Origin of the sequence: Hyalangium sp., assembly GCF_035629615.1 — a bacterium.
Lineage (GTDB): Bacteria > Myxococcota > Myxococcia > Myxococcales > Myxococcaceae > Hyalangium.
Map to the genome: position 1 here is coordinate 1 of NZ_DASPHO010000106.1, position 26,597 is coordinate 26,597.

Below are 26,597 nucleotides of genomic sequence, written 5' to 3' on the forward strand. Positions count from 1 at the left end.
ACCATCGGGGAGCTCGGAAAGCGAGTGGGAGTAGCCAGCAGCCACAGCCACGGTGCCCGAGGCGCCCGCGATATGCACGGGGTAGAAGAAGCCTTCACTCGGCCAGTCACCGAGCTGGCCAAAGCGGTTGTCACCCCAGCCGAAGACCTCGCCGTCATCGGTCACCGCCAGTGAGTGGGCGCCGCCCGCGGCCACGAAGCTCGCCACACCGAGGCCGTACACCTGCTCCGGGTAGGTCGAGCGCACGGACCACCCGTTGCCGAGCTGGCCCTGGGTGTTGTCGCCCCAGCCCCAGACGGTGCCGTCCTCGGCCAGCGCCAGACTGTGGCGATGCCCGGCAGCCATCATCTTCACCGGCGGGAGCCACCAGACCCAGCCCGGCGTGTTGCGGTTGAGCGTGGAGCCGTCCCCCAGCTGGCCGTGGACGTTCTCGCCCCAGGACCTTGCGTAACCGTCGCTCGTCACCGCCAGGGAGTGGTAGCGCCCGGCCGCGATGTTCACCACGTCCCAGGCCAGCACCTGGATGGGGAAGGGGCGGTGGGTGTTCGTCCCGTCTCCGAGTTGGCCCGCGCCGTTGTGGCCCCAGGCCCAGAGGGTGCCGTCCGAGCTCAGCGCCAGCGAGTGGTAGTCGCCAGCCGCCACGGCGATCACATTCGAGAGCCACGGCACCGGCACCGGCACCGTGCGGCGGGCCGTGGTGCCGTCGCCGAGCTGGCCGTAGCGGTTGTCGCCCCAGGCCCAGACGGTGCCGTCCGCGCGGACGGCCAGGGTGTGGCGGTACCCAGCGGCCACCGTCACCACGTCCGGAACCATGGCCACGGGGAGCGGGTCCGCGCGGCTGAACAGCGTCCCATCGCCGAGCTGGCCGGAGCTGTTGTCGCCCCAGGACCACACGTACCCGGTCGGGGCCACATATAAGGAGTGCCGGTAGCCCGCGGCCGTCAGCGGCTGCACCGTCGTTGCCACCAGCGTCTGGGAGGCCTGCCCTGAGACGCGCTCGGGGCTGCCCTCCGCAGGGCCGGCGCCGGCCGCCAGGATGACGCCCAGCAGGGCCGCCAGTACGCCCCTCGCCGCGACAGCACTCTCTCTCCGCATGGAAACCTCGCCGGTGAAAGGCTCGGGCGCTTATTAACACGGTTTCCACGTTTTGCAGGCAATCATTGTTTGTGGAACTGCGCGTGTCCGCGCCTTGACCCCAAGTGAAGAGGGCCTGCGAAAACCCTCGCACTGGCGGGCTGCTCCGCTACAAAGCCCCCGGGTTCCGGGAGACCCCGGACACATGAACGGAGGGAGCGCCTGTGAAGAAGCGCAACATGAAGTGGCAGGTCCTGGCCCCGATGGTGGGACTGGTGCTCGTCGTCTCGGCGGAGGCGCGAGCGCAGGACTCGGTGGTGGGCACGTCGACGGGAAACTTCGGCGTCACCGGGCAGTTCGTCGTCTCCTCGGATCTCCAGGGGCAGATCGGCTACACCAGCGTCAGCGGCCCCGGAGATCAGTTCTTCATCCTGCTGCGGCCCGCGGCGGACTACTTCCTCAAGGAGAACCTCTCGCTGGGAGGCTCCGTCCTCCTGGGGACGACCATCCGCAACGGCGATGACTCGCTGGCTGTCGGGCTGGGCGTCCGCGCTGGCTACAACATCCCCATGAACGAGATGGTGTCCGTGTGGCCGAAGCTCGGGCTCTCCCTGGTGCACTCGGATGGGATCTTCGGCTTCGGGAATGACACCTACCTGGAGGTTGCCCTCTCCGCGCCCTTCCTCGTCCACGTGGCGCCCCACTTCTTCATTGGTGGCGGCCCCGGGCTCATCACCCAGATCGGGGATGACACCGCGGCCACCCTCCACGTGAGCGCCCTGATCGGCGGCTACTTCTGAGGAGCTCTGCCGCCGGCACGCCGCGCGCGTGTCTCGGCTGTAGACGAGGCCCGCACCCCATCCGCCAACAGCCCCGCTCCTACCTGAGCCGTGGCTGCGGCGTGGTGGAACTTTTCCGTCCTGCGCGCATTGGGCCGCGCATGAGCAGGCAAGCAGGCACCGAGGGGTGGGCGTTATGATCTAGTCTCAGGCCGGACTGATTTCCTCGTGCCTCGCATGCGCTCTCTCCCCCCGCTCCTCGTCTCTTGGAAGGCGTTTCTTGCCCTCGCTCCCCTGGTCTTCGCGCTGCCCGCTCGAGCGGACACGCGGATCGGCCTGGGGTTGGATCTGTTCACGGAGAGCTCGCGGCTGTCGGGCCACCAGACGATCAATACCGCGAGGCAGGATGAGTCCTTCGACTACCGCAGCAACGGCTTCCTGTCGGCCACGCTGAGCCTGAGCATCCCCGCGCCCGTCTCTCCGGAGCGGGCGCGCATGGGTGCCGGGGTGCGCTTCTTTGGCAACTACGGCTCGGGCGGAGAAGGCAACCCGAACTTCGGCTTCGGCATGCTCACCGAGGGGTTCGTGAGCGGCGAGTACGGCCTGCCCGTCGCGGACAAGATGGAGGCGGTGTTCGGCGCCCGAGGCGGACTGGCGTTGCTGGTGCCCGGCAAGGAGTTCAGCGCGGAGATCAGCCGGCTCCGGGACCAGGGTGTGAGCGCGTGGCATGTGCCGCGCCTGGGCTGGCTGGCGGGCATCTCCGTGGGCGCGCGCAGGAGGATGGGCGAGCACCTCCTGCTCCGCGGGGACTTCTCCGGCCAGCTCGAGCGGCTCTTCCTGTTCGCCACGAGCCAGGACATCAAGGGGCTCGACTTCGACAAGTCCTGGAACACCTTCGGTCTGCGCCTGGGCCTCACCCTGGGCATCGAGTTCTCCCTCTGAGTTCGCCCTCTCGTCGAGGGCTCCACCCCCCACCACGCATGGGAGCCACGGATGAAGCGTTCCCTCACCCTGGTCCTGACCACCCTGGCCGTCCTCGGCTCCGCCTGTTGGGGCGAGCCGGCCTTTGATCCTGAGAAGCTCGCCGTAGGCCCGGGCGGCCTCGTGGGCAACGGAGAGCCGGTCTCCTCTGGCGAGTTCGCAGGCGGAGACGATGCGCTGCCGGCGCCCCGCCAGGTGGAGACGCTGCCGGACGACACCCGCCCGCCGGACTGTGATGGGGCGTGCGTGGCGTACTGCGACGCGGCAAACTTGGAGAACCCCGTCAACCGCGGGCTGTGCCGCAGCCTGTGGGGCGTGGGCCTGAGCCACCGGCCCCTCAACCCGGCCGAGGCGTGTCGCCGGCTCTTCGTGGACATGATTGGCCGCGTGCCTGGCGCGGAGGAGGCCGAGGCCACCTGTTCCGGCGGCTGGGGCGACACGGTGCGGCGGCTGATGGAGACGCCGGAGTTCATCTTCATCAACCAGCGCCGCGCCGCCGACAAGTTCCTCTACAGCAACGAGGTGGTGAACCTCCAGGCCATCTACGACATGGATCGGCTGGTGGAGAAGCTCTACCAGGGCAAGGTTCCGTACGATCAGTTCGCAGCGGTGGTGAGCGCGCACCCGGTGCTCACCCGCCGCCACGCGGATGCGGGCGACAAGGTGGATGCGCTCTTCCAGCTCTTCCTGGGCCGGCCGCCCTTCGAGTTCGAGCGCGCGGACATGGCCCGCATCTACTCGCTGTGGCACTCGGGCTACTACGAGCACCCGCTGCTGGGGCGCATGCCGGACGCCTTCATCCGCTACCGCTGCCTGACGGAGGACAACAAGGAGGTGGATCCGGTGAAGAAGGGCGAGTGCACCAGCGTGGTGTGGGGCTACCACGAGCTCGTCTTCCTTCCGGATGTGCGCGCCGCCATTGACCAGCAGATTCGCGAGCTGACCATGTGGAACGGCCTGCTCGGCCCGGACGAGTGGGCGCAGCTCCAGACGCCCGGCCGCGTGCTCTCCCAGGAGATTCCCTTCTGGGAGCGCGCGGTGGATGAGGTGCTGGAGCGCTACCTGGGCTACGAGCTGTCCCCGAAGGCGCCGGAGGTGCGCGCCGAGCTGGTGCGCTGGCTGCTGGATCACCGCGGCGACATCCGCTCCGTGCACTACGCGGTGCTCACCTCGGCCGCCTACCTCCAGTCCGCCTATGGCACCACGCCCACCTCGTACCGGTGGACGTACGGGCCGCTCAAGCAGATGGACGCGGAGGTGTGGATCGACTCCATGGCGCTCAACAGCGGCTACACCACCACCTCGTGCGACCACCGCATTGCCCAGCCGGAGAACCTGCTGCGCAACGGCAGCCTCGCCTCGTACCGGGTGCTCCAGTCCTCGAAGTGGGACATCGACAAGGAGGGCCGGATTGACGAGAGCTACGCCAACCTGGCGCGCACCCTGGGCGGCTGCCCGGAGAACATCGTCGGCGGGCGCTTCCGCGTGGTGAGCATCCTCACCACCGGCACGCAGCTGGCCTTCGTGGGAGACCTGTGCAACCCCACCTTGGATGACCAGGTGAATGGCGCTCCCCTGGAGCGGCTGCTGCCGGGGGGCGTGGAGGCTGGCGCCCCGGTGAACGGGGACCTGGCCGCGGAGATCGCCACGCACCAGTACCGCACGCTGCTGGGACGGGCGCCCACCGACGAGGAGCTCACCGAGGCGCGGGATGCGGGCGCGCAGTGCGCCCAGGACTCGTGCGGCGCGGAGCAGTTCGCCCGGCCGCTGTGCTTCGCGCTGCTCTCCAGCGCAGAGCGTCTCTTCTACTGAGCCACGGAGCCACTGCTCATGTCCGACGACACGAAGAAGAAAGTTACGCTCGGCCGCCGCGGGTTGCTCAAGGGCCTGGGGGCGGCCACCACCGCCGCCGCCTTCCCGACGCTGTGGCTGCCCAACAAGGCCTACGCCCAGACGGCCGGGCGCGGCGAAGTGGAGCACCTCATCTACATCCGCCTCTCCGGCGGCTTCCGCTTCACCACCGCCTTCAACGGGGAGGTGTCGGACGACTTCAACCCCTTTGGTCGGGCCTCGGCGAAGGCCCCCGGCACCGAGTGGGGCCCGAGCTCCCTCCTGGAGATGGCCAGCTGGCTGGAGGGGGCAGAGAACGCCGCCCGGGTGGATCTGGGCATGCAGCCGGTGACGGCCTTCACCAATGAGATCGCCGTGCTGCCGTGCGTGGACCACGAGCCCTTCTCCGCGCGAGCGGACGGCAACCACGGCACGGGACTGGAGCGCTTCCTCACCGGCTACGTGGGCGGCACCACCAGCTTCCTCACGTACCTGAACTACGGGCTGCGCGAGAAGGTGGCCCAGGAGGGCGCCGAGGGCCGCACGGTGCTGCCGGCCTTCAGCCTGGGCGAGGCGGGCATGGCCCTGGGCGGCGGCATCTACTCCGGCTACCGGCCGCCCGTGCTGGACGGCGGCGGCTTCGAGCGGTTCGGGTTTGATCCGGACTCGAACCTGCCGGCGTGGGCGGTGGGCATCGCCAACAACCTGGACAAGCGGTTCCGCGACAAGGTCCACACGGGCGTGCGCCCCAGCGTGGAGGCCTACCAGCAGACGCGCGAGGCCACGCGCGCCTACGGCCGCATCTTCCGAGACCCGATCCTCCGGGTGGACGCCTTCTCCGATGAGAAGGTGGACGGCATCAGCAACCGGGACCTGGTGACGATGTTCGGAGAGCAGGGCGCCGGCCGCTCGGCGATCCTGGCCCTGCGCCTGTTCCACTTCGGCTGCCCCGCCGTCTTCCTCAACCAGGGCTTCTACGACTTCCACTCCAACGAGGACGATGGGCTCCGGGAGGAGCTGGACGGCGCCAACCGGCTGCTCAGCGGCCTGCGCACGGCCCTCAAGCTCATGGCGCACCCCAAGGGTGGCACCTACTGGGACAAGACGCTGGTGGTGCTCGGCAGCGAGTTCGGCCGCACGGCCAACGGCAACAAGTTCAACTCGGCCGGCGGCAGCGATCACTCCAGCGACCTGGCCACGCGCTGGATGTCCATGCCGATGATGGGCGGCGTCATCGACAGGGCGGGCAAGGGCGGCAGGAGCCTGGGCCAGACGCGCGCCTCGGACCTGAAGGCCATGGGCCAGGTGTACTCCTACCGCGCCGTGCTCAAGACGATGATGGACTTGCTCGGCGCGGACCACAGCACCGTCTTCCCGGCGGACAACCCGATCGAGGATCTCTTCTTATGATGCGCTCGACGATTGCCTCCATGGCCTCCGTGCTCACCGCGCTCCTGCTGGGGTGCGGCGGTGCTCCCTCGTACAAGGAGCCCGAGGGCACCATCCCCTTCGAGCCGACGCGCCCCGAGCTGGGCTCGCCCGGCGCAGTGACGCCGTACACGGGCGCGGATCCCATCGTGCTGGAGGCGCAGATGAAGCTGCCCACCGGCGTGGATCTGCAGCGCAAGGTCATCCTGCGCACGTGCGGCCCGACCAACGGGGTGTGCCACAACCAGAAGGAGTACCCGGACCTGCACACCACGGGCACCTTCGCGGCCGCCATCAACGCGCCGTGCAACCTGCAGCCTGGCTCCTTCGCCTCCGTGTATGACCGGTGCGAGCGGGTGGGGGACAGCTTCAACTTCGGCGAGAAGTCCTTTCCGGCGATCGAGCTTGGCTGGTACGAGGTGATTGTCGGCGCCTTCGTGGAGTACGAGGACGACGAGGTGCCACCCTCGGACGCCCCGGGGCTGCACCTGCACATGAGGGAGCCGGTGCCGCTGGCGCAGGGCCGGGCGCACTGGGGGACGGGCACCTTCCTGCGCAACTTCGGCACCGGGGAGAAGCTCTCCTTCGCCAACTACAACACGCGCTGGTGGGTGCTGGACGACGGGCGCCACCTCTACGGCGAGGTGCACGACTACCAGGCCGAGGACGTGGAGGAACTGCAGGCGGTGGGCATCATCCAGGGCGACTGGAACCGCAACGATCTCTTCGGAGCGCGTGAGAACCAAGGCGTGCCGCTGCTCAACCCGGGCAAGCCGGAGGAGAGCTACCTGGTGGGGCGCCTGCGGGGACACATGCAGGGTGAGCCGGTTCCTGGCACGCGCATGCCGCTGGCCAACCAGCCGCCGTCCGTGACGGACATGCTCGCGCTCATGTGCTGGCTCGAGGGACTGGATCCGAACGCTGCCTCGTGGAACCTCTCCTCGCCCATCAACTACGCGGGGTGCTCCTACATCGCCAACCCGCAGGCCTTGAGCCTGGTGGGGGCAGGGGTGACGTGGCGCGAGCGCGTGTGGCCCATCCTCAAGTCCAGCTGTGGTGGCTGCCACGGTGGCGCCAGCCCACAGGCGGGACTGGATCTGCTGTCTGAAGGGGCTTGGGGGCGGCTGCGAGGCCTCTCCACGCAGAACAGCACGCTCAAGTTCATCGACGCGGGCCGGCCGGAGAAGAGCTACCTGTGGCTCAAGCTCGCGGGAGATGGCAGCATCTCAGGCCGCCGCATGCCAGTGGATCCGCTCAACAGCGGCAGCCGCGCGCTGCCCGCGGACCAGCTCGACAGCATCCAGACGTGGATCCTCGCGGGTGCACTCGAGGACGGGTAAAGCCCAGGAGCGCTCATGCCAGAGCAGGCCAGTCAGAGGGACGGTTCGGGGGGAGACTCGGAGCCGCGGAGCATGAGGAAGCGGCTCGATCAGTCGGCCTCCACCTTGGATCAGCTCGCCGAGGAGGTGGGGCCAGGGGTGTGCTTGAGCTCCGACGCCCCCCAGCAGAGCCTGCGGCAGGTGGCCGGGGAGCTGCGGGAGCTGAGCGCCAAGCTGGAAGAGCGGTCCTTGGTGGAGAAGGGACTGCGCCAACAGACCCAGTTCTTGAGCGGGCGAGTGCTGGAGCTGGCGTTTCTTCTCAGGAACCTGGTTGCGGGCTCGACTGGCTACCTGGAAATTCTCAAGAAGACCCTCCCGTCCGAGCTCCCGGAGTCCACGGGCGAGCACGCCTCCGAAGGCCAGGACGTGCTGACGCGAGCGATCGAGGCGGCCCAGCGCATTCGGGAGCTGGAGCAGGACTTCAGGGGAGTGGGGCGTTCCTTGGACTTCCTGATCGCTGAGGACTCCTCACCAGAGGCCAGCGGGGCCCGGCCCGACGCGGGGCAGGCACCGGTGGCCGCGGGCCCAGCCGCCCTGCCGGCGGCGCCTGGCGCGAAGCTGTCAGACAAGTAGACAGGTTCTGGGAGGCCGCGCCCCGGTGGCGTATGGCGCGAACCTGTATGACAGGTAGACAGGTTGGAGAAGGCCGCGTCCGGGTCAGGGCAGTGACAGCTCGTAGAACGAGCTTCGTTCATCTCGCGTGGCTCCCGGCCGGACCGCCCAGGCCTCCCAGGCCCCACCCTGCTTTCGCATGCACCGCGTTCGGACGCGCATCAAGCTGAGGTCCCGTTCCACCTCCAGCAGGTTGAACAGGCGCGGTGTGGACTCCGGCCTGTGGTTCATGGGAGCACCAAAGCTGCCAGCCCCCACGATGTGGATCTTCCGCGTCGGGTGAAGGGGGTTGATGAGGTCCGCTCGGTCCTCGTGGACGTGGCCGTGCAAGCAGGCTCGTACATCGGCCTTGGCCAGCTGCGCCATGAAGGCCTCATCCCGGATCTTCTCGTTGCCCGTGATGGGGTGGTGCCAGACGGCGATGCGCAGGAGCTTGCTCTCCGGGGTGAGTGCTCCGGTCTTGATCGCGCTCTCGACCTGCTGCTTCGCGGCCTGGAGCCCACGAACCAGGGCTCCATCGTTGATGCTGGAGCGCTCCTGGAAATGCTCATCGATCTCCCAGGCCGAGTTCATGGCCAGAAACTGCAGGCGTGTCTCGCTGAAGAGCATGGGCATGCACTGCTGCTCAGCGGACAGCGGGTACTCCTTCTGGAGCAGCGGGTGATAGAAGTGCTGGGAGAAGTTTCGGAAGCGCTCCTGGTACCTGGCATTGTCGCGGATGAGGACCATGTTCCCCTGTTCGTAGTACTGGTCCTTTTTCAGCTCGTTCGCGCCGACCTGCCGCCTCAACTTGAAGGTGTAGACCGGGGCCTCCCAGTCCAGGTCGTGATTGCCCGGGACGATGATGCACCGCTCGGAGGTCACTCCGAACTCCTCGTTGAGCTTGGACACCAGCTCGCGCGCCCGCTCGAACTCCTGCGGTGATGCCCTGTTGGTGATGTCTCCGGAGATGACCAGGTAGTCCAGGCGCTCCACGCCGAGACCTTCTTGCTTGTCGCGCAGGTCGGCGATCAGCGGCTGGAGCAGGGACATGGGGTCGTCCCCCGCGCCCACGTGCAGGTCGCTCAGATGGAGGATGCGGATGGGGGTGTCCTGCTTCCGGATCACCCGCTGCGCCTCCGTCATGCTCACCTTTGTCTCCGTGATGCTCTGGGAGCGTTGCTCTCGGATGTGGGTGCGCAGCGCTCGGAGCTGCCCGGCGAGCTCCGGGTTGCGCGCCTGCGACTGCTGCGCACCCAGGGTGAGCGGGGTCCGGTGCTCGCAGACCGAGCAGGCGACGTCTGTCTTCTTCGCATCGATGCGAGCCTGGACGATGTCTTCTGGGAAGACCCGCCCGCACACACACGTGATGTCCAGCTTCTCCACCAGGTCCACGCCCTGCTCACGCAGGTGCTCCTCGATGAAGCTCACGAAGAGGTCGCGTGTGGCCTGGGGTGTGTTGGCCGCGAAATAGACGTCCAGCCGCGCCTGCCCCCGCGCTCCCTGACCGGGCTGTTGGACCCGTCGCACGCCCGAGGTGCTCTCGTCGGCCCGGCCAAACTCGGCGCGGTTGTCCCACAGCCGCAGCGAGCCGAAGCGCTGGCTGACGGCCAGCGAGGTGACCAGCGAGGCATAGACGTTGTCGATGGCTCCGGAGAAGTCGTACAGGAGCGAGACGGAGTGCGGGAAGTCCGTCCCCGTCTCGGCCTGGGTGGGCCGGAAGAGCGACGGGAAGATGAGCAGCCCCTCGTGCCGCAGACACAGCCCGTGCTCGAGCAGAAGCTGGATGACGCAGTCGAGCACGATGAGCTCCTGGTCACGCCGCAGCCGCTCCTCCGGCTTGATGCGCGGCAAGTGCGCCGTGGGAGACTGCATCTTCGCCATGTCGATGGCAGGCACCCCGTGCGGGTTGTCCCGCGCGGCGAGGATGAGGGAGCTCGCATAGCGCTCCACCTGCTCGACCTCGAGAATCAGCGCCCGCGTGCCGTCCGCCATCCGGGTGTCGGCCACCAGCCCTTGCCGGGCGAGCTGGGCTACCACGGCTCGGAGCGCCTCCGGGTCGAACGCCGCCCCGGCATCCTGGCGCAGCTCGTTCTCCAGCTCGGTAAACGTGAGCACCACCCGCCGGGCCTCACGCAGCCGCTGGATGTGCTCCCGGAGGCGCTGGAAGAACTCGGGACGGCTGATCTTCTCGATTCCCTCCCAGTGGATTGCCCGGGACAGGGCGGCCTTCAGCTCGGGGATTCCCCGGCCCGTTCGGGCGCTGGTCAGCACATAGTCCTCGAGCTGGTGCTGCTTCACGAAGTGCTGGAGGGCCTGTGAGTCCACCGGTGCGTGGTCGTCGTCCACCTTGGTGCCAACCAGGAGCTTGCGGACCGTCCGCTCGCGGGTCTGGTTCTCCAGGTGCTGGTTCCAGCCCTCCAGCTCCTCGAGGGCGGCTCTGCCCCGCCCTGGCTCCATCACCATCAGGGCCGCGGTCGAGTCCCGCAGGAAGAGCTGGTGCACGAGCCGGTACTCTTCCTGCCCGCCCATGTCCCAGAGGATGAGCTCGCGTTGCATTCCCTCCGCCGCGCCGCTCTCGGGGCCGGGGATCTCCGCGGGCAATGTCCAGAACCTCATCCCATGGGTGGAGCCCAACTCCTCGTACTGATCCTGGGCCATGCGCAGGGCCAGGCAGCTCTTGCCCGCACGGCCTTCGCCCACCAGCACCACCTTGGCGCTGACGGCATGAACCGTGGTGGATTTCGTCCGGTGGCTGAGCATCGCCTCGACGTCGATGTCCCAGAGCCGCACCGCGCGGCCCCCGCCCCCGATCGTGGCCAGCACATGGCTCTTGGGAGAGAAGGCCACCCCTCTCTGGAGCAGCATGGGTGAGACCGGCTCTTCGAGACGCGCGACCTCCTCCCAGGTATCCGTGCGAAAGAGCCGGACCGTCCCATCCAGCGACTTGGAGGCGAGCAGCCGCCCATCGAAGGAGAACGAGACGCCGAGGACCACATCCGTGTGGGCTTGTAGTACCGCCACCACCCTGGACTGCTGGGTGTCCCAGACGCGCACGGTCCAGTCCCGGCAAGCTGCGGCAAGAACAGGAGAGCCCGGCATCCAGGCGAGGTCGAGGATGCTCCGTCTCTGGCCGAGAGGAAGCTTTCGTACATCGCCAGTGCCATCATTCTCGGCCCTGCCTGCCCAGAGCAGCAGGCTGAGGTCCTCTCCTCCACAGAACGCAAGAGTGCGCCCATCCGGCGACCACGACAGGCGAGAGAATCTGCTCAGGGGGGTTTTGAGCTGGTGGGCACCCGACTCTTGGGTGGGGGAGTCCATGAACTGGATGACCCCGTTCACGCCCCCTACTGTGAGAGTGTCGCTGGGGGCCCATGTCAGAGCGCCCCCCTGTTTTTCAGCCAGCCCATCCCAACGGATCAGCTCACCCTTCTGGGTGGACCAGAGGCCCATCTGATCGCGAGAGACGGAAGCCAGCTCCTGAGCGCCAGGCGAGAAGCAGAGGTCCAAGACTCCCGACCCATGGGCCTGGAGCGTCCATCGGGGAGACTCCTCTCCCGGTCTCCAGTACACAATGCGCCCACTCGACAAGCCCGCCGCGAGCGCGTCTCCTGTGGGGCTCCAGGCCAGCGCGCGGACCGCATCACGACCGGTGCGCAATATCCATTGGAGGTTGACTTCAGCGGGGACACCTTGCTGCTGCTTGGGCGTGCTCTTGGCGACTCGAATATCCGTACTGGCAGAGAAGAGGAAGGCCTGGTCGATGGGGACGAGGGGCTCGTCACCTCCTGCTGGTTTCTCGAGGAGAGCGCCCAGCGGGATCGCGAACGCCTCGTCTTCATCCAGCGGCCGTGAATCATCCGGTGCCAACCGGACCGAATCATCCGAGACGAACGCACGCCGAGGAAAGAGCCGGATCCGTCCTTCCTGGCGGGAGTCTTCGAGCTCCACGTCTCCCGCTGAGTAGCCCCAAGGACCCGAGGCAATCTCCCCATCGCCGCCCACACCGAAGAGAGAGCGCACGGGAAAGTGGAGGGTCCGCTTTGCCACCTGGAGAGGTCTGACCAGAGGGCCACTCGAAGCGCTACACAGGTGGAGAGCAAAGCCGGTCGTCGGCACCACCGTATCGAGGAGCTGCTCCATGGGCTTGGGTCGGAGCTCTGCCGCCGGGTGATGCGTCAGCAGCAGCAGGAAGTCATGCTCTCGTCCCCAATGCCGAGCTCTCTGCCCCGTGGCTGCCTCGAGTTGCTCCAGGTCGGCCTCATGCGCACTTCCCTGCATGTCCGCGGGGACGTTTCGGAAGAGCGAGTTGAGGCCGATCACACCCACCTTCAGCTTATCCGCGCTGACCGTGGCGGCGAAGTCCCCAGGGAGCAGGCCCCTGAGGAAGCTTTGGAGCCTGCGGGACCGAGGATGCCGCCGGGCATCGAACCACTCGGAGAAGGGCGTGAGTGCGTCCGTCACACCCTGCTTGAGACCGCCGGTGCCGTCGCTCAGGAACGCCTTCCTCACAGCGCTGGCCCGTGACCGGAGCCTTGGATTCGTGCCCACCGCGAGCTTGAGCGTCCCGAAATCCCTAGGGCCCGGTACCACGAGCAGGGTGGGGTCCGAGCCCAGGCTCTTCAGGTAACTCCAGAGCGAGTCCAGCGTGGAGCTCAGCAGGTCGAACTCGCGAGGGCTCCCCGTCTGCGTGAGGTTGCCCGAGATGAGCACCAGGTCCCAGGGCCCCGAGAGCGCGTGCAGCCTCCGGAGGTCTTGCTCGAAGGCATCGCGGTATTCAGGCTGGAGCAGCCGGTAGCCCCGAGGTCCCACCAGAAGGTCCGAAAAATGAAGCCAGCCAAGCCGCGCCACGTTGACCCCAGGAAAGAACGCCAGGCCCCAGCATGCATCGGCGGACCCCGGGCGTGAACTCCTTCCACCCAACCAGCTCCAAGGTAGACAGGTTGGGGGAAGTCGCGTCCCGGCGGCGGATGGCGCGAACCTGTATGACAGGTAGACAGGTTGGGGGAAGTCGGGAGCCTGGGAGTTGGCTCGAGTGGTGGGACATGGCTGAGCAGTGAAGGAGGGAGGCGCATAGAGAACCTGTGAGGTAGGATAGGGCGAGCGGGCGGAGGTGACTGCCCTCTCGTCGGAGGATGCTCTTGGGGACGATGCGACCCTTGCTGGAAGTGGATCCGCTCTGCCTGCCTCTGGGAATGCTCGTGGGGCCGTGGCGCGTGAAGGGCTTTCGGAGCCGGGGCTCCTATGGCTCCCTCTACCGGGTCGAGCGCGTTGGCCGTGAAGAGGAAGGCTCGTTCGCGCTCAAGCTGGCCGTCTACCCCCGGGATGAGCGCTTCGCTCGAGAGGGCTGGCTGCTCTCTCGCATCCAGAGCCCCTACGTGCCCCGGTTTTATGCGCAGGGTGTGTGGGAGCACCCCAGCGGCCCCTTTCCCTATCTCGTGATGGAGTGGATCGACGGCGAGTCGCTGTACGAGTGGGCCGGCCAGCGCAACCCCACCGAGCGCCAGGTGCTCAGGGTCCTGGCCCAGGTGGCTCGGGCCCTGGAGGCCACACATGCGGCCGGTGGCGTGCACCGCGACGTGAAGGGCGGCAATGTCCTGGTACGGCTCACGGATAGCCGAGCCTTCCTTACCGACTTCGGAGCGGGGCACTACCGAGGCGCGGCCACGCTCACCTCGAAGCTGCTGCCCCCCAGCACTCCCGCCTACCGCAGCCCCGAGGCGTGGGCCTTTCTCCACGCGTTGCGCCGCCACCCCACCATCGTCTACCCGGCCAGCGCGTGTGATGACCTGTTCGCCATGGGAGTGATGGCCTACCGGCTGGTGACGGACGAGTACCCTCCGTCCACCGATCCCGACGAGCCAGGGGCAGAGGTGTGGCGCGAGGGAGGGGTGGGGCCTCGTCCCCCGCGCGAGCTCAGCCCTCAGGTGAGCCCGGCGCTGGACTCGATCCTCCTGAGACTGCTGGCCGTTGCGCCTGAGGTGCGCTTCAAGGGCAAGGTTCGAGGAGCCGTCGAGGCGCTGGAGCAGGCGGAGCGGGCGCGAACCGAGGCGGACACGCCGCTGTTCTCCTGGGGACTCGAGGACGGAACCCGGTGGCGTTCTCGAGAGGGTGTGCAGCGGCTCGAGGAGTGGGATGCCTCCGTGAGGGAGCAGCTCGCGCTGCGCGAGGCAAAGGAGCGGGCGGGAGCAGAGGCTGCCAGTGAGCTGGCTCCACCCCGAGTTCTCGTACGGGTGTGGGGATCGGAGATGGCGGTGGCCGTCCTGGGGCTGCTGCTCGCAGGGCTCGCCGTGGCTTGGCTGCACCCAGGGCTCATGGACCCCCAGAACGCCTCGGCCATGGTTTCCCGCACCAGTGACATCGTGGCGGTGGGCGACCGCGCCATCCCCGCATCGATGCTCGCCCCCATGCACACCGACAACGCGAGGCCTGGGGTTGGCTTGCCGATGCCCGAGAAACCTTTTCCCGGCCAGCGCACGCCCCCGTGCAATCGGAATGGCGAAGTGACGATCCGTGGAGGGTGCTGGTACGAGCTGGCGCGCGCGAAGTTGCCGTGCAGGGAGGATGCGTACGACTGGGATGGAGCCTGTTACCTGCCCTCCTACCCTCCTCGGCGCCAGCCGACGACGCAGCCGCCGTGAGCGTTCCTCGGCGCTCACTCCTCCAGGCTCCTGAAATGAATGTGGGAGGCCACCCGAGGTGACCTCCCACGCTCAACGTGAAGGTGCTGCGATTAGCGGCTGATGGTCAGCTTGAGGTGGCTCGTGACCGGCGTGCTGTAGACGGACGAGGCGACCTCGCGGACCTTGTTGTCCGTGTCCGCCATGCCGGAGTTCGGCGCCGACTGCTGCGGGCCGGTGTTGGCGCCGATGCCCAGCTCCTCGGACAGCTCGGTGCCCGCGTCATAGAGGCGCAGCATCGAGCTGACGTCCCCCGTCACCGGCTGCTCCATCGCGTCGAACAGGGCGATCCCCTCCGAGGTGGTGCCGAAGAACCAGTCATTGGACATGCCATACATCGTCACGAAGGAGAGGCGGTCACCAGGCCGCGCGCTCACCTCGAAGGTGTAAGCCGAGCCGGGACGGGCCGCGCCAGGGCTGGCGGCACCCTCGGGCGTGTTGAAGGTGCCCAGCATGTCCTGCGCCATGACGTGGCCCTTCATCGCCTCGACCAGCGGGGTGATGTTGCCCTCCTCGGCGACCCGCTCCAGGCCCTGGCCGCTGTCCGCCGCGCCAACCGTGAACAGCGTGTGCCCGGACGCAGTGACCAGGAAGACGCCGGGAGACACAGGGGTGCCCGTGCCCGTGGTGTTGGCGAGCGCGGCCGCGAGCCCGGTCACCTGCCCCATCTCGGCGATCGCCTCGAGCCCCAGGCCGCGATCCTTCTGGCCCTCGGAGAAGAGGGGCTCGCCACCCGCGGTGAGCGTCCACACTCCCGGCGAGACGCGCACGGGCTTGGCGCCCTCGGTCGTCTGCAGGGTGGAGGTGTCGCTGGCGACGTTCTCGAGGCGGACCGTGAACTGGCGCGTGGCCGCGTTGGAGCTGACAGTGACGCGGATCATCGAGGCCACGGCCGGCACGTTGAACGTGCTGCCATTGCCCAGGGTGGTGGGCGAGGTGACCCGGCGCACGTTGACGTTCGTGTCCGCGGCGCCCGGCCCGTCCGTCGAGGAGGACTGCTTCGGGCCCGTGTGAGCGCCGACGCCCGGCTCCTCGTCCAGCTCGGTGCCCACGTCCCACAGGGACACGCTGAGGGTGACGTCTTTGGAGATCGGGGTGCCGTTCTCGTACAGCTCGATTCCGCCCGCGCCGGGCGCGAAGATCCAGTCATTGGACTGGCCGAGCATGGTGGCGAACGAGAGCTTCTGGCCCTTGCCTGCGGTGAAGGAGAACTCGTAGGCCTCGCCCGGCGCCAGCGGGCCCGGCGTGGTGCCGCCCACGCGGGTGTTGAAGACGCCCGACTTCAGCTGCGTGAAGGGAGCCACGTTCTCGAGCCGCACCTTGAAGGTGGTGGGCTCCACGGGCAGCTGAGAGTCGTCCTCACCGCCGCAGGCGGTGGCAAGGAGGGCGGAGGCGAGGAGAGTGGACACACGTCCAGCGTGAAGCTTGATCATGACATGGCTCCTGTAGGGAGAGAGGGAGGGCCACCGGCATGGCGGCCACTCGCCCTCCTCTACGCAGGAGCCCGGCGGCGGTTACGCGCCCCTTACGAATAAAAGGGGAGGGGGCGTCACCGCCGGGAACCCGAAGGGGCTACTGGCAGGTGTTGGTCGTGGACGAGCAGGTGTTGGAGGTGCAGTCCGCGTTCTGCGTGCAGCCCGTGCCCGCCGCGCAGTCCATGCCGCCACCGCCCGACATGCCGCTGACGGTGAACCTGGTGTTGGTGGCATTGGTTAAGATGTTCTGGTTGCCTCGAGAGCCGGACAGATCATTGGTCAGGTCCACGATGGCGCCCGAGACCACCGCGGTGATGCGCAGCTCCGCGCCCGCGCCGTTGATGGCGGCGGCGGTCGCCACTGCATAGCTGTTGTTGGAGTTCGCCGACGAGACGTCCACGGGCCTGTTAGCGCCCGTGACGCTCCCGTTCGTGTCGTACTCGAAGATCACCGCGGGATTGATGCCGTCCGAGAGCGCGAACGTGTTGGCCCCGATCTGGTTGTAGTTGACGATGGTGATTCGCCCGGTGGCGGGGGCGAGCCGGTTCTGGGTGCACGTGGCGTTGCAGGCGCCGCAGGCGTTGTTGTTGCCGTCATCACACGTCTCGGTGCCGTTCAGGGTGCGGTCACCGCAGTAGGGGCCGGTGAGGCTGAGCGGGGTCTCGCAAGTCGCGTCACACCGGGCACAGGTGGGCGTGTTGTAGGGGCAGGAGGTCTCGGTGAGGGCGTTGCCGTCGTCGCAGGCCTCGGCGCCGTTCTGCGTGCCATCGCCGCAGTAGGCGCCGGTGAGGTTGAGCGAGGTGGAGCACGAGGCGTCACACCGGGTGCAGTTGGGAGTGCCGTAGGGGCAGGAGTTCTCGGTGGTGTTGTTGCCGTCGTCGCAGACCTCGGTGCCGTTCCGAGTGCCATCTCCACAGTAGGCGCCGGTGAGGGGCAGAGGGGCCGAGCAGTCGGCGCTGCACAGGGTACAGGCGGCGCTGCCGTAGCCGCAGGAGGTCTCCGTGGTGTTGTTGCCATCGTCGCAGGCCTCGGCCCCGTTCTGGATGCCGTCTCCGCAGTAGGCACCGGTGAGGTTCAGCGGGGTGAAGCACGAGGCGTCGCACCGGCTGCAGGTGGGGGTGCCGTAGGGGCAGCTGCTCTCGGTGGTGTTGTTGCCGTCGTCACAGGCCTCGGGGCCGTTCTGCGAGCCATCTCCGCAGTATTCGCCGGTGAGGGGAAACTCGCTCCCGCAGGTGGCGTCGCACCGGGTGCAGGTCCGTGTGCCGTAGCCACAGGAGGTCTCCGTGGTGTTGTTGCCGTCGTCGCACACCTCGTCGCCGTTCTGCGTGTTGTCACCGCAGTAGGCGCCCGTGAGGTTGAGCGAGGTAGAGCACGAGGCGTCACACCGGCTGCAGGTGCGGGTGCCGTACTCGCAAGAGGTCTCCGTGGTGTTGTTGCCGTCGTCGCAGGTCTCCGGGCCGTTCTGCGAGCCATCTCCGCAGTAGGCGCCGGTGAGGGGCAGCTCGGCCGAGCAGGCCGCGTCGCACAGGGTGCAGTTGCGGCTGCCGTAGGCGCAGGAGGTCTCCGTGGTGTTGTTGCCGTCGTCACAGGTCTCGTCGCCGTTCTGCGTGTTGTCACCGCAGTACGGGCCGTTGAGGTTGAGCGGGGTCAGGCAGTCGGCGGTGCAGCGGGTGCAGGTCCTCACGCCGTAGTCACAGGCTGTCTCCGTGGTGTTGTTGCCGTCATCGCATGTCTCCGGGCCGTCGGAGGTGCCGTCCCCGCAGTACGCGCCGACGAGGGGCAGCACCGCCGAGCAGTCCGAGTTGCACTGGGTGCAGTTCCGGGTGCCGTAGGCGCACGCGCTCTCCGAGGTGGTGTTGCCGTCATCACAGGCCTCGACCACCGGGCCCTGCGCATCGGTGAAGCCATCCCCGCAGCGGTTGAGCCGGCACGCGGTGAGGCAGTCATCCGTGTCGGTGCTGTTGCCGTCATCACAGGCCTCGCCAGCGACGGTGTTGCGCTTGCCGTCTCCGCAGTCGGAGAGGCTGCAGTCGCTGTTGCAGGTGACGGTGCTGGCGCCGACGCTGGGGACCTCACACTCCTCCCCCGCGCTGGCGTTGACGATGCTGTCACCACAGACGGGCAGCGTGCAGTCCAGATCGCACGGCTGCGAGGTATCTCCGTAGTCGCACTCCTCCACGCGGGGCTCCTGCGTGTCCTTGAACCCGTCCCCGCACCGCGCCAGCAGGCACTGGTTGCCCACGGAGACGCAGTTGTCTCCGTCATTGGAGTTGCCGTCGTCGCACTCCTCCTCGGGATCGCGCGTGCCGTTGCCGCAGCCCTCGCCCGACATGCAGTCCGAGCTGCAGCCGTCGCCGCTCACGGTGTTCCCGTCGTCGCAGATCTCGCCCTTCACATCGTCGATGGTGTTGTTGCCGCACGTCTCATTGGAGCGGCAGTTGGCGCTGCAGCCGTCGCCGGACTGGATGTTCCTGTCGTCGCACACCTCGCCCACCGCGGTGTCGACGGTGCCGTTGCCGCACAGCTCGGTGGACTGGCAGTTGGCGCTGCAGCCGTCCCTGTCGGCCGTGTTCCCGTCGTCGCAGACCTCACCCACGTCGAGGTCCACCTTCCTGTTCCCGCAGCGCTCGTCCGAGGAGCAGTCCTTGCTACAGCCGTCCCCGTCGAGGATGTTGCCGTCGTCACAGGCCTCCTCCGCGTCGACGAGGCCGTTGCCGCAGGGCGTCTTGAGACAGACCGCCTGGTTGGCGGCGCACGTCTGTCCTTCGGGGCAGACCAGGCCGGAGGGGCACACCCTGCTCGCGGGCTCGAAGCACGCGCTCAGGGGCAGGCTCAGGAGCGCCAGCGCGAGCAGGCCCAGGGGGGCAAGGCGAACAGGAACAAGGGTAGCTCGTCTCATCGGGCACCTCAGAAGCGGAAGGTCGCCAGGATGCCGCGCTCAGCGCCACCGACGAGGGGAGCGACGCTCACCCCCTCTGGGCTCTCGGCTTGATCCGGGCTGATGCGGTAGGCCTGCGGCCGGTTGATATATGCGAGCACCGCGCCGGTGATGGCAGCGGCCCCACCCAAGGCATAGGCGCCGAGCGCCAGCCGCTGCTGGTTGTCACCCTGGACGCGCATGTCGGTGACGTCCGGAGTTGGGACACAGCCGCCACACTCGGCGATCCGGGTGTCGAAGTCGTCGTAGCTCCCACGGGCCTGCATGTGGATGGCGCCTCCAGCCAGCGCCACGGCGGCCCCCGCACCCACCAGCGCCCAGGGCTTCCAGGCGGACCAGCGCCGCTGGTAGCGGGTGAGATCCTCGGCGGTGTACAGCCGGAGGGCCAGGGTCGTCTTCTCACCGGCGGGCAGGTTGCGGCTCAGGTTGGTGGGGGCATGGCCCTCCTTGGCGGCGACGAAGGTGTGCGCGCCGGGGCGCACCAGCCCCTCGTAGCGCCCGGGGGCGACGAAGACGACCTGGCCATCCAGAGACACCGTGGCGCCCGCCTCCTCGCAGGTGAGCTCCACCCGGGCCAGCTGCTTCTCCACCAGCGCCTTGTAGGTGCGGGCGTGCTCGAGCTTCTCGGTGTCCAGCGGCGCCACACCGTACTTCATGGCCGCCACCAGGTGCTCGTGGACCTCGAGCGGCTGGTCCAGGTTCAGCAGCGCCAGCGCCAGGTTGTAGTGGATGGCCGGGTGGTCCCACAGGGCGAGCGCCTCGCGGTACTTCTCCACGGCCTTCACGAAGACGGACTCCTTCAGAAGGGTGTTGCCGGCGCGGAACAGCTCGAGCGCCTTCTTCTGCTTGTCCGCGGGGATGCCTCGCGCCCAGGGGCGCTCCTCGGCGGGACTGGCCTGCTGCGCGGACGCGGGCAGCGCGCCCAGCACCAGGAGCGCCAGCGCCGCGGCCAGGGGAACTGTGAATCTGCTCTTCACCTTCGTCACAAGGGCCCTCACTTCAGGTCGTCGATCACGGGGCTGCCGAGCTGCGTCTGCAGGCGCTGGACGCGCTCCTGCTCGCGGCGCAGCAGGTTCTGCAATTGCTCCGCGGCGCGGATGGCGTCCTGCTTGGCCTTGAGCGCCGCCGTCGCGTTCTCCTCGGCGTTCTTCTTGGCATGCTTGGCGCGCCACTGCGCCCACTTCGCCTTCTTCAGCGCGTCCAGCAGCTCGGAGTTCTTCTCCTGCAGCTCGTTGTTGGCCACGGCGACCTGGGCGTTGGCGGCCTCGGCCTCCTCCTGCGCCCGCTGCCGCTCCAGCTCCTTGGCCTGCACCTCGGCCAGACGCTGCTTGGCCTCCGCCTCGGCCTTGAGCGCCGTCGCCTCGGACTCGCGCGCCTGGCCCTCGGCCACCTTGGCCGCCACCGCCTGCCGCTCGGCCTCCTGCTGCGCCTTGCGGATGACCACGAGGGCCACCGCGGAGGCGGCCACCAGCAGCACCATGAGCACCGTGGAGCCCACCACCGCCGCCCGCTTGAAGCGCGTCGCCTTGGCGGACTGCGCGAAGACGGCATCCAGGAAGTCGCGCTGCACCTGGGGCAGCTCGCCGTGGTAGCGCCGCTGGAAGCGCTGCGCCTCCTCCACCACCTCGCCGCGCCACAGCAGGCCGCTGTCCCGGCCCTTGGCCTGCCACTGCCGGGCCGCATTGCGCAGCTGCTCCAGGAAGCCGGAGTCCTCCTGGCCCTCGTCCAGCCAGCGCTTCAGCGTGGGCCAGCTGTGGATGAGCGACTCGTGGACGATCTCCACCGTGGCCCCGGTGGCGCCACCGCCCGTCTGCACCACCAGCAGGCGCGCCTGGACGAGGTGATCCGTGAGCAGCTGGATCTCCGTGGCGTCCTTCGTCAGCTCGCGCAGCTCCTCCAGGGAGACGATGGCGCGCGTGCGCTCCGGAGTCACCAGGCGCAGGAAGAGGGAGCGTGCCAACGCCCGCGCCTGGAAGGGCAGCTCGGCGAGGATGCTGTCGGCGTGGCTGGCCAGCGCGCCAGCGATGCCGCCCATGGCCTCGTAGCTCTCCGCGGTGAGCAGCCGGCGCGCGGTGTCGCGGTGCTCCCAGAGCTGCGTGGCGGCGAACTGGAGCAGCGGGAGCGCGCCCTGGGTGGACTCCAGGTGCTGGAGCATGCTCTCCACCATGTCCGGCGCCTCGAAGCGGTAGCCGGCCATCTCCGCGGGCTGCACCAGCGCGTCCCGCAGGCCCTCGCGGCCGGGCGCGTTGAGGAAGAAGAGGCCCTGGCTCAGCTCGGACATGAAGCGCTCGTCCTCCGGCACCCGGTCCAGGAAGTCCGAGCGGATGGAGAGCACCACGCGGATGGGCGAGGTCGCGTCGTCGGCGATGCCGGACAGGCACGCGGTGAAGGCCCTGCGCTCGCTGGCGTCCGGCACCAGCGTGTAGAGCTCCTCGAACTGATCGATGAAGACGAGGATCTTCCGGCGCTCGCGGCGGGCGCGGCTGCGCAGCACCGAGCCGATGTAGCCGGGCTCGTTGCGCAGGCGCTCCACCAACTGCTGCTGCGCCTGGACGTCCTCATTGATGGTGGTGGAGGAGCCCACCATGGGCGCGACGATGCTGGCCAGCGCGGCCAGCGGGCTGCGGCCGGGGCGGATGACGAGCGCCTCCCAGGCCTCGCCCGAGCGCTTGAGCACCGGCACCAGGCCGGCGCGCACGAACGAGGACTTGCCGGCGCCCGAGGTGCCCACCACCGCCACCAGCGGCTGGACGCCGATGCGGTTCACCAGGGCGGCGATCTCTCGCGAGCGCCCGAAGAAGCGATCCGCGTCCGCTTCCTGGAAGGAGGAGAGGCCCGCGTACGGGCTCTCGTCCATGCGCAGCTCGCGGGTGTAGCGGCCCGGGAGGAAGGGCTCCAGGGCGCGCAGCAGCGTGGCCGCGTCCGGGGTGCGCTGATCCTTGGGCTTGATGAGGCAGCGATCGATGACGTCCGCCAGCGCGGGATCGACGTCCGAGGACATGTCGCGCAGGCGCGGCATGGGCTCCGCGAGGTGCGCGGTGACCGAGAGCTGGGGACCCCGCAGCGGATCCAGCGGATGCTTCCCGGCGATCATCCGGAACAGCATGATGCCCGCGGCCCAGACGTCGGTCCGGTGGTCCACCTTGTTGCCGCCGCGCCACTGCTCCGGGGACATGTACGGCAGCGTGCCCATGATGGCGCCGCGCCGGGTGAGGTTGGAGATGTCCTCGCTCAGATTCAGGCCAGCCACCGCAGGGGGGAGGGCGGCGGCAGCGGCGGCCACGTGCGCGGGCACCTCGTGCTCGACCTCGGGCGGGTGCTCGGGATCCTGCAGCACCTTGGCGATGCCGAAGTCCAGCACCTTGATGGTGCCGGACTCGGTGACGATGATGTTGTCCGGCTTGAGATCTCTGTGGACGATGCCCTGGGCATGGGCGGCCGCCAGGGCGCGCACCACTGGCACCATGATCTCCACGGCGCGCGCGGGCGGCAGGCGCTGGCCGACGATGAGCTTGTTGAGCGGCTGGCCCTGCAGGTACTCCAGCACCATGAACGGGTTGCCGCGGAACTCGCCCACCTCGTAGATGATGACGATGTTCTCGTGGCTGCAGCGCGCGGTGGTGCGGGCCTCGAGGATGAAGCGCTTGGTGACTTCAGGGTTGGCCGAGTGGAGGAACTTGATGGCCACGCGGCGGCCCAGCCGGGTGTCGCGCGCGAGGTAGACGGTGCCCATGCCGCCGCTGCCCAGCTGGCGGATCAGCTCGTAGTGTTGGACGCGGGTGCCGATGGCGGGCAGGCTGCCCGGCCCCGAGTGCTGGGTGTCCTCGTTCGTCGGGTTCGAGGGGTGGCCATCCCCCGTCGATGGGCGGGAGTGCTCGGCCTGAAGCCGCTGCGAGGGGTTGGCGGTGTCCGGCGCGAAGAGGGCGTCCATGTCGGCCGCCTGGGTGTGCTCATCCACGCTGTTGGGCGCGTTTCGGGCCGAGCCCGCACCGGCCTGGGGAAACCCGCTCCTGGCTCCGGCTTCACTCTTGTTCATCGCTAGTGACTTCCCTTCGGCGGCAGTGACACGCCAGGCCAAAGCCCGGCCACACCTCCAAGCCTGAGGAGAGGCCGGCGCCACTTTGACCTACAGGCCAGCCATTTTCGTTCAGCACTGGTCAAATCCACAAGTAGTCGGCCAGACTAAAAAACGGGGCAGGTCGCTCGCCCTGCCTGCGCCCAGACTCACTGGCTCTCGAAGACGAGCACTCGGTTGTTGCCGGAGTCCGTCACCACCAGGAAAGGCGCGGTGAGGAGCACCCCACTTGGCTGGTAGAGGCTGCGGGCGCTCGGGCGCGTCCCGGGGGTGGGATCGCCGCGGTTGCGAGAGGTGAAGTCCGGCTGCCCGAGCACGAGGTTCGCGGCCTGGCCGTTGGCCGTGGGCAGCTCGTTCCACACCAGGACGCGGGAGTTCTCGATGTCGGCCACGAAGAGCTGCTGGCCGGTGGAGGTGACGCCGGAGGGCGAGCTCAAGCGCGCTTGCGAGATGGCCGCGGTGCGGGAGGTGAAGTCCGACTGCCCGAGGACGACGTCCGCAGGCTGGCCATTCGAGGTGGGGAACTGGTTCCAGAGGAGGACGCGGTTGTTGGAGCTGTCGGACACCAGGAGGCGGGTGCCGTCGGTCCAGACGCCCGCGGGGAAGAAGAGGGTGGAGGCGGTGGGCGCGCTGTCCACGGTGCCATCTCCGTTGGCGTCGTTGCCGGCACACGAGGTGAAGGAGGTCTGACCGAGGACCAGATTGGCCGGGGCTCCGTTCGTGGTGGGCAGGGTGCTCCAGATGAGGACGCGGTGGTTGAAGGTATCCGCTACCACCAGCTTGCCCTGAGTGAAGGACACAGCCCGAGGGGCGTTGAGCCCGCTCGCGCTGCACTGGCTGATGGCCGTGTCGAAGCCCTCCTGCCCGACGATGAGATCCGGCAGGGAGGTGGTGCCGGTGGGGAGCGCGTTGTAGAGCAGGATGCGGTGGTTGGACTGGTCCGCGGCCGCCATGCGGGTTCCATCGCTGAAGAGGCCATCCGGGCCGGAGAACCCGCCCCGCTCGGTGGTGGCGGTGGCACTCGTCAGGTCAGGCTGGCCGAGGACGAAGCTGGCGCTCGCCCCGTTCTGCGAGGGCAGGCCGTCGAAGCCGAGGATGCGGTTGGAGCCGAGATCCGGGATGTAGAGCTTGCCGCCCTGGAACACGGGGTTGCCCCCGGGGCCGTCCAGGGTGGTGGCGCTTGGGGTGAACTCTCCCTGGTTGCGAGCGCTGGAGGTGAAGTCGCTCTGGCCCAGGACGACGGTGGCGGCCGGGAAGGCGGCGAAGCTGAACCAAGGCGTACATTGTGCGGTGATGCCGGTGACGTTGCCAGTCACCGTCCCACTGCCCAGGGTGAGGGTGCATTGGTGGCCACGGGGCTGGGTCGCGATGCTCACGGAGTAGGTGCCGCCCTTGGGCAGCCGCGTCTGGAAGGTGTAGGGGCCGTTGGCGGTGACGGAGAGAGTCTCCCCTTCTTCGAGGCGAAGCTGGAGGGTGCCGGTGAGTCCCGTCACCGTGCCCCCGAGCGAGTAGGTCCGCTGTGCGCAGGTGACCTGGATCGAGCCCACGTCCGCGCCACTCACCTGGCCTGTGGCGCCCTGGAGGCTACAGTCCTGGTCCGCGGGCGAGGCGGTGACGGCCACCGTGAACGGGCTCTGGTCCGCGAGCTCCGTCTGGAAGGTGAAGGCACCGTTGTCGCCTCGGGTGAGGTTTTCTGCCCCGTTGAGCTGGAGCGTGAGGCTGCCGGCCAGGCCGGTGATGGTGCCTCCCACACGGAACTTCGGCGGATCCGGGGGGAGTGGTGAGTCCTCCCCACACGAGGCTGCGAGTACTGCCACTGCTACGAGTCCGAGCCATCCAATGCGCATGCCGAGATCCCCTGGCCGTGTACGCTGCCCGCGCTTCCCATGGTGCCTCACGCCCGGCATCGAGGCGAGCGGGGCGACCATGCCACGTATGGCTGGGACGGGAAAGCAGACGGCCTGTTCGTGAGCGGGAGCGGTTGCACCGAGCGGGTCAGCCCCGTGAGGGGCACAGGTTAGCGAAGCAGCGCCCGGACTCACGGGCTCTCGAAGACGAGGAGGCGGTTGTTGCCGTAGTCCGTCACCACCAGGGCAGGTGGGGCGAGGAGCACACCGCTTGGCTGGTAGAGGCTTCGGGCGCTGGGGATCGTCCCCGAGGAGGGATCGCCGCGGTTTCGGGAGGTGAAGTCCGGCTGCCCGAGGACGAGCTCCGCGGCCTGGCCGTTCGCGGTGGGGAGCTGGTTCCACACCGTGATGCGGGAGTTCCCATACTCGGAGACGAAGAGCTGCTGGCCGGTGGAGTTGACGTTGTAGGGCGAGAACATGCCCACTGCGGTAGTGGCCTCAGCGCGGGTGGTGAAGTCGGGCTGCCCGAGGACGACGTCCGCGGGCTGACCGTTCGTCGTGGGGAACTCGTTCCAGATGAGGACGCGGTGGTTGTCGGTGTCGGCGACCAGGAGGCGCGTCCCATCCGTCCAGACGCCGGCGGGGAAGAAGAGCGTGGAGGCGGAGGGTGTGCTGTCCGCGGTGCCGTCACCATTGGCGTCGTTGCGGACGCAGGAGGTGAAGGATGTCTGCCCGAGGACCAGGTGGGCCGGGGCGCCATTCGAGGAGGGGATCGCGTTCCAGATGAGGACGCGGTGGTTGAAGGTGTCCGCGACGACCAGCTTGCCCTGGCTGAGGAACACGGCCTCGGGGACTCGGAGCGAGCTCGCGGCGCACCCGGTGGTGGTGGCGTCGAAGTCCGGCTGGCCGAGGACGAGGGTGGGCTGGGCTCCGGTGGTGCTGGGGAGCGAGGTGTAGAGCAGGACGCGGTTGTTGGACTTGTCCGCCACGGCCAGCTGGGTGCCATCGCTGGAGAGGCCCTCTGGGCTGGCGAGGCCACCCCGCCCGGTGTTGGAGGTGCTGCCTGTCAGGTCGGGCTGGCCGAGGGCGAAGCTGGCGCTCGCGCCATTCTGCGAGGGCAGGCTCTCGAAGCCGAGGACGCGGTTGGAGCCGAGATCCGAGACGTAGAGCTTGCCGCCCGCGAGCACGGGGTTACCCCAGGGGGCATCCAGGGTGGTGGGGCCCGGAGTCTCTCCCTGGTTCGTGCTCCGGCCGGTGAAGGTGCTCTGGCCGATGACGACGGTGGCGGTCTGGAAGGGGGTGAGGCTGAACCAGGGTGTGCACTGGACGGCGATGCCGGTGACATTGACGGCCACCGTCCCACTGCCCTGGGTGAGGGTGCAGCGGTAGCCGCGGGGCTGGGCCGCGATGCTCACGGAGTAGGTGCCGCCCTTGGGCAGCCGCGTCTGGAAGGTGTAGGGGCCGTTGGCGGTGACGGAGAGAGTCTCCCCTTCTTCGAGGCGAAGCTGGAGGGTGCCGGT

At 68.5% G+C, this 26,597-nt stretch carries 15 protein-coding genes; 7 read left to right on the forward strand and 8 right to left on the reverse strand.

Features of this window, described 5'->3' with window-relative positions; genetic code table 11:
* Window positions 1–1,095: RCC1 domain-containing protein (locus VD972_RS04875; protein WP_414653986.1), on the reverse strand; the 1,095-nt coding region annotated here is incomplete at its 3' end.
* A gap of 218 nt (window positions 1,096–1,313) precedes the next feature.
* On the opposite strand from VD972_RS04875, the gene VD972_RS04880 reads away from it, so the two are divergent.
* The 6 genes from VD972_RS04880 to VD972_RS04905 all read left to right on the forward strand — a co-directional run bounded on the left by VD972_RS04880 (window position 1,314) and on the right by VD972_RS04905 (window position 8,044).
* Window positions 1,314–1,874 (forward strand): hypothetical protein, encoded by a 561-nt coding sequence (locus tag VD972_RS04880; protein ID WP_324981481.1) that lies wholly within the window; start codon window positions 1,314–1,316, stop codon window positions 1,872–1,874.
* Between the two features lie 216 nt (window positions 1,875–2,090).
* The gene (locus VD972_RS04885; protein WP_324981484.1) at window positions 2,091–2,795 is read left to right on the forward strand and encodes a hypothetical protein; all 705 of its coding nucleotides are present in this window, start codon (window positions 2,091–2,093) and stop codon (window positions 2,793–2,795) included.
* 51 nt (window positions 2,796–2,846) lie between these two features.
* On the forward strand, window positions 2,847–4,646 hold the full coding sequence (locus VD972_RS04890; RefSeq protein ID WP_324981487.1) for a hypothetical protein: 1,800 nt from the start codon (window positions 2,847–2,849) through the stop codon (window positions 4,644–4,646).
* 18 nt (window positions 4,647–4,664) lie between these two features.
* Entirely contained in the window at window positions 4,665–6,074 is a 1,410-nt protein-coding gene (locus tag VD972_RS04895) for a DUF1501 domain-containing protein (RefSeq protein WP_324981490.1), read from the forward strand.
* Window positions 6,071–7,432 carry a hypothetical protein gene (locus VD972_RS04900; protein ID WP_324981493.1) on the forward strand — a complete coding sequence of 454 codons (1,362 nt, stop codon included), beginning with the start codon at window positions 6,071–6,073 and terminating at the stop codon, window positions 7,430–7,432. The genes VD972_RS04895 and VD972_RS04900 overlap by 4 nt, the downstream gene beginning before the upstream one ends.
* Before the next feature lie 72 nt (window positions 7,433–7,504).
* On the forward strand, window positions 7,505–8,044 hold the full coding sequence (locus VD972_RS04905; protein WP_324981495.1) for a hypothetical protein: 540 nt from the start codon (window positions 7,505–7,507) through the stop codon (window positions 8,042–8,044).
* An 84-nt stretch (window positions 8,045–8,128) separates the two neighbouring features.
* Here the strand turns inward: VD972_RS04905 and VD972_RS04910 are convergent, their stop codons facing one another.
* Complete coding sequence (locus VD972_RS04910; protein WP_324981498.1) at window positions 8,129–12,874, reverse strand: metallophosphoesterase; 4,746 nt, start codon at window positions 12,872–12,874, stop codon at window positions 8,129–8,131.
* Between the two features lie 338 nt (window positions 12,875–13,212).
* Here VD972_RS04910 and VD972_RS04915 point away from each other — a divergent pair, with 338 nt between their 5' ends.
* Window positions 13,213–14,703, forward strand: a complete 1,491-nt coding sequence (locus VD972_RS04915) for a serine/threonine-protein kinase (RefSeq protein ID WP_324981501.1) — start codon at window positions 13,213–13,215, stop codon at window positions 14,701–14,703.
* 92 nt (window positions 14,704–14,795) lie between these two features.
* Here VD972_RS04915 and VD972_RS04920 read toward each other — a convergent pair whose 3' ends face one another.
* From VD972_RS04920 to VD972_RS04945, 6 genes are all read right to left on the reverse strand, one after another.
* Window positions 14,796–16,175 carry a spondin domain-containing protein gene (locus tag VD972_RS04920; RefSeq protein ID WP_324981504.1) on the reverse strand — a complete coding sequence of 460 codons (1,380 nt, stop codon included), beginning with the start codon at window positions 16,173–16,175 and terminating at the stop codon, window positions 14,796–14,798.
* A gap of 139 nt (window positions 16,176–16,314) precedes the next feature.
* Window positions 16,315–19,116: a DUF4215 domain-containing protein gene (locus tag VD972_RS04925; RefSeq protein ID WP_324981508.1), complete on the reverse strand. Its 2,802-nt coding sequence runs from the start codon at window positions 19,114–19,116 to the stop codon at window positions 16,315–16,317.
* An 8-nt stretch (window positions 19,117–19,124) separates the two neighbouring features.
* Window positions 19,125–20,132 (reverse strand): hypothetical protein, encoded by a 1,008-nt coding sequence (locus VD972_RS04930; RefSeq protein WP_324981511.1) that lies wholly within the window; start codon window positions 20,130–20,132, stop codon window positions 19,125–19,127.
* Window positions 20,133–20,149: 17 nt separating this feature from the next.
* Window positions 20,150–23,191, reverse strand: coding sequence for a protein kinase domain-containing protein (locus VD972_RS04935; RefSeq protein ID WP_324981514.1), 3,042 nt, complete (start codon window positions 23,189–23,191; stop codon window positions 20,150–20,152).
* Window positions 23,192–23,379: 188 nt separating this feature from the next.
* On the reverse strand, window positions 23,380–25,077 hold the full coding sequence (locus VD972_RS04940; RefSeq protein WP_324981517.1) for a hypothetical protein: 1,698 nt from the start codon (window positions 25,075–25,077) through the stop codon (window positions 23,380–23,382).
* A 191-nt stretch (window positions 25,078–25,268) separates the two neighbouring features.
* On the reverse strand, window positions 25,269–26,597 hold a 1,329-nt coding region (locus tag VD972_RS04945; RefSeq protein WP_324981520.1), incomplete at its 5' end, for a hypothetical protein.